At 70.2% G+C, this 4,408-nt stretch carries 3 protein-coding genes; all 3 read right to left on the bottom strand.

Annotation, left to right across the window (positions count from 1 at the left end):
• Positions 1–117: 117 nt before the first annotated feature.
• On the bottom strand, positions 118–2,595 hold the full coding sequence (gene priA / locus VFZ20_RS05140; RefSeq protein ID WP_329682763.1) for a primosomal protein N': 2,478 nt from the start codon (positions 2,593–2,595) through the stop codon (positions 118–120).
• Positions 2,596–3,153: 558 nt separating this feature from the next.
• Positions 3,154–3,390 (bottom strand): hypothetical protein, encoded by a 237-nt coding sequence (locus tag VFZ20_RS05135; RefSeq protein ID WP_329682762.1) that lies wholly within the window; start codon positions 3,388–3,390, stop codon positions 3,154–3,156.
• 81 nt (positions 3,391–3,471) lie between these two features.
• On the bottom strand, positions 3,472–4,408 hold a 937-nt coding region (locus VFZ20_RS05130; protein ID WP_329682761.1), incomplete at its 5' end, for a dipeptide epimerase.

Genomic DNA, 4,408 nt, shown 5'->3' with positions numbered 1-4,408 from the left:
GGTGAGGGCTCCCCGCCGTTGCTGGCCTTCCCCTGTAACCTGTCCCCCGCAGTTCAAGCAGTTGCAGGCTATTCCCTATTCCCTATTCCCTATTCCCTATTCCCTATTCCCTATTCCCTACAACAACGCCACCGGATCCCGGTCCAGCGCGATCCGCAGCTCCGCCTTGCTGGCCGGCACGCTGTACCGCTCAAAGAAGTACCGCGCCACCTTGCCCAGCGTCTTGGGGCTCGTGCTGCGCAGGATGAAGTGCCAGCGCCACCGCGCGCGGATGCGGTCGATGGGACACGGCGCCGGACCCACCAGCGCCACGCCCTTCACCCCCCGCGAGGTGATCAGCCCGCTCACCCAGTCCGCCGCGGCGACGGCGGCCTCCTGCGTGGCCCGCTCGTCCAGCCCGCTCACGACGACGTTCACCAGGCGCGAAAAGGGCGGATACGCCGGCTCCCGGCGCGTCTCCAGCTCGCGGTCCGCGAACCCGACGAAGTCGTGCTCCGTGGCCGCCTGGATGGCGTAGTGGTTGGGGATGGCCGTCTGGATGAACACTTCCCCGCCCTTGGGCCCCCGCCCCGCGCGTCCCGCCACCTGCGTCAGCAGCTGGAACGTGCGCTCGGTGGCGCGAAAGTCCGGCAGGTTGATCCCCGTGTCCGCGTTGATCACCCCCACGAGCGTCACGTTGGGAAAATCCAGCCCCTTGGCGATCATCTGCGTGCCCAGCAGGATGTCCACCTCGCCCCGCCCCACGCGGCCCAGGATGGTGTGGTGCGACCACTTGCCGGCCGTGGTGTCCACGTCCATCCGGGCAATGCGCGCCGCGGGGAACGCCTCCTCCACGGCCCGCTCCACCTGCTCCGTCCCCACCCCCTTGAAGCTCAGGTCGTCGGATCCGCACGCCGTGCAGCGCCGGGGCGACTCCTCCTCGTGCAGGCAGTAGTGGCAGGTGAGCCGCGCCCGCTTGCGATGGAACGTGAGCGACACGTTGCACTGCGGGCAGTGCCACACCTGCCCGCACTCGCGGCACTGGACGAACGTGGCGTATCCGCGGCGGTTCAGCAGCAGGATGGTCTGCTCCGCGCGCTTGATCCGCTCCCGCACGGCGTCCACGAGCACGTCGGAGAGGATGACGGGCTGCACCTCCTGCAGCGGACCCGTCGTCGCCTTGACGCGCTTGCGCTCCGCCTTGAGGTCGATGACGCGGATGGGCGGCAGCGGCTGCCCGCCCACGCGGTGGGGCAGCTCCAGCAGGTTGTACTTGCCGGCCCGCGCGTTCATCCAGCTTTCCAGCGACGGCGTGGCGCTGCCCAGCAGGCAGACGGCGCCCTCGATCATCGCCCGGACGACGGCCACCTCGCGGGCGTGGTAGCGCGGCGCCTCGGCCTGCTTATACGAGCCCTCGTGCTCCTCGTCCACCACGATGGCGCCCAGGTTGTCCAGCGGCGCGAAGATGGCGGACCGCGCGCCCACGACGATGCGCTTCTCCCCGGCGCGAAGGGAGCGCCACTCGTCGTACCGCTCGCCGTCCGAGAGGGCGGAATGGAGCACGGCCACCTGGTCGCCAAAGACGGCCTTGAAGCGGCCCACGGTCTGCGGCGTCAGCGAGATCTCGGGGACGAGGACGATGGCGGTCTTGCCCTGCCGCTCCACCACCTCGCGCAGCAGCTCGATGTAGACGAGCGTCTTGCCGGATCCCGTGACGCCGCGGAGGAGAAACGTCCCCGGCTGGCGCGTTCGGCTCGCGTCGACGAGGGCGCGGATGACGGCCGCCTGGTCCGCCGTGGGGTTCAGGCGCGGCGCCTCGCCCGTGGGCATGGCGGCGTAGGGGTCGCGGGGGACCACCTCGTCCTCCACGGCCACGAAGCCCTTCTTGACCAGCTGGCGGATGACCTCCGGCGAAAAGCCCAGCTGCTCCTGCAGGTGCGCGGACTCCACGCGGCCGCCCAGCCCCTCGATCATCTCGTACGCCTCGCGCTGCCGCTTCGCCCGGCCGAACGCCTCCTCGCGCGCCAGCAGCGTGGGCAGCTCGCGGGCGATGCGCAGCACGCGGCGCGTGCGCACGGGCGGCTCCACGCGCGGGCCTTCCGTGTCCACACGCACGAGGCCGATGGACTCCAGCCGGCGGATGGTGGGCCACCACGCGCGCTCGCCCAGTTCGCGGCGCACGCGGGGCAGCGGCTGCATCCCTTCCCGCCCCGCGAGCCAGCTGACCAGCTTCTGCTCGTGCTGCGACAGCTCCTCGCCCTCCGCCGGCTCGCGCGCGAGGGAGACGAAGTCCGTGGACGAGTCCGTGAGCCCGGCAGGGAGCGCCGTGCGGATCACCTGCCCCAGGGGCGCCAGATAATAGTCGGCGATCCAGCGGCTCAGGCGCAGGATGGTGGGGGTAGCGCTGGGCTGCGCGTCGAGCACCTTGGAGATGGGCTTGGCGCGCTCCGGCCGCTCCGCCGTCTCCACCACGCGGTCGATCCACCCGATCTTCTCCCGGTTGGCAAAAGGCACCAGCACGCGCGCGCCCGGCCGCGCGGCGGCGCGCAGCGCGGGCGGGACGGCGTACGTGAAGGTACGCGGGAGCGGGAGCGGAAGGGCGACTTCGACGAACAACTTCAGGGAATCGAGAACAGGGAATAGGGGATAGCCCGCAACGGCCCGAACCGCGGGGTACGGGTTACAGGTTAGAGGGGACAGCCTGCAACGGCCCAACAATCTGTACCCCGCGGGTTCCCGTCGCGAGGGGGAGGCGCGGGCAAGCTCATCACTGAAGAGTGGGGCTCCCCGCACCAGGAGCGAATGAATTCGCCGCTGGGAATTCGCGAAGTCCACCTTCGTGGACTGCATCGCAGCCCCTGTGCAGCGGTGACAGATTTCTGAGTCCAATAAGGTGCCGATCCGGCCTGGAGGTGGCCCCGAGGTACTCCCGGCGACCATCTCTGGGGCAGTCCGCGCAGGCGGACTTCGTGCCGTTCCAGCGGCGAATTCATTCGCTCCGGCTGGGGGACGGCGCTACCGATCGGGATCCACAACGCGCCTCGTTTGCTCCGGCGCGAGCGCGGCCCTCGCGAAGAAATGCGAACGGGAGTGCACGTCATCAGTCCAAAACGCGAGCCCCGCCCAACGCGTTTCGCGCTGAGCGGGGCTTCGAGCTGCCGCAACGGGTCCGGCTTACAGCGGGCAGACGGACGGGTCCGTCCCGCAGAAGCAGATGGTCACGCCATGCGCCGCCGTCGGACAGCCGTCATCCGCCGAGACGCAGGCATAGGGCGCGTACGTCGGGCAGCACTCCGTGTCGTCGGGGTTCGTCTTCGCATTGCCCAGCACGGTCCCGCGGCCCGACACGGGCGCCAGGGTCGCGAACGATTCCACCTCGAGGTCGTCCAGGTCCAGCTTGATCTCACGCATCTGCAGGCTCTCCGGGATCGGGGATTCTCGCCGGTTTGAAACATCCGGCGGATAATGGTAACCCCGGCCGCGCCCCTCCGCCTAGTCCCCCGCCCTGCGCACGCCCAGCCCCGGCTCCGTGTTGAAGCGCAACGTGCCGTCCGCCTCCAGCCCGGGGCCGGTGAACGGATCGGACGCCAGCAGCGCGGCGCCGTCCAGGTCTACGTAGTCCACCAGCGGCGTGAGCTGGATGGCGGCGGCGATGCCCAGCGTTGACTCGATCATGCAGCCCAGCATCACGCTCATGTTGTGCGCCCGCGCCGCGTGCACGATGCGGATGGCCTCGCGCAGGCTGCCGCACTTGGCCAGCTTGATGTTCACGCCATCCACCACGCCCGCCAGCTTCGCCACGTCCGACGCATTCTCCACCGACTCGTCCGCGATCAGCGGCAGCGGCGAGTGGTCGCGGACGAGCTTGAGGCCCGCCAGGTCGTGCGCCGGCAGGGGCTGCTCCACGAACTCGATGCCAAAGTCCGCCAGCATGGGCATGGCCGCGATGGCCTGCTTGGCCGTCCACCCCGTGTTGGCGTCCACGCGGATGGTCTTGTCCGGCGCCTCCTGGCGGATCATCTCCAGGATCTCGCGGTCGCGCGGCGTGCCCACCTTGATCTTGAGGATGTCGTACGCCGCCGCCTCGCGCACCTTCTTCCGCATCACCTCCACGTCGTCGATCCCGATGGTGAACGACGACCTGGGGGCGGATGCGGGGTCCAGCCCCCACAGCTTCCACACGGGCACGCCCAGCCGCTTGCCCACCAAGTCGTGCAGCGCCGCGCTGATGGCCACGCGGGCCGAGCCGTGGTGCGCCAGGGCGTGGTGCAGCGCCGTGTCGATGGCCTCCAGCGCGAACGCGTCCCCGCCGGACGCGGACTGCAGGGCCTCCGCCAGGCGCGGGAGGACGGCGCGGACGGTGGCGGCCGTTTCCCCGTAGAACGGCTGCGGCGACGCCTCGCCCCAGCCTTCCACGCCATCGTCGTCC

This window comes from Longimicrobium sp. (assembly GCF_036280135.1).
In the GTDB taxonomy this organism is placed as follows: domain Bacteria; phylum Gemmatimonadota; class Gemmatimonadetes; order Longimicrobiales; family Longimicrobiaceae; genus Longimicrobium.
This window is presented reverse-complemented; position numbering and strand designations above follow the sequence as displayed.

What these genes read in the sequence shown, in the direction of transcription:
- VFZ20_RS05135 (WP_329682762.1), bottom strand. Translation starts at nt 3,390, where the DNA reads ATGCGTGAGATCAAGCTGGACCTGGACGACCTCGAGGTGGAATCGTTC.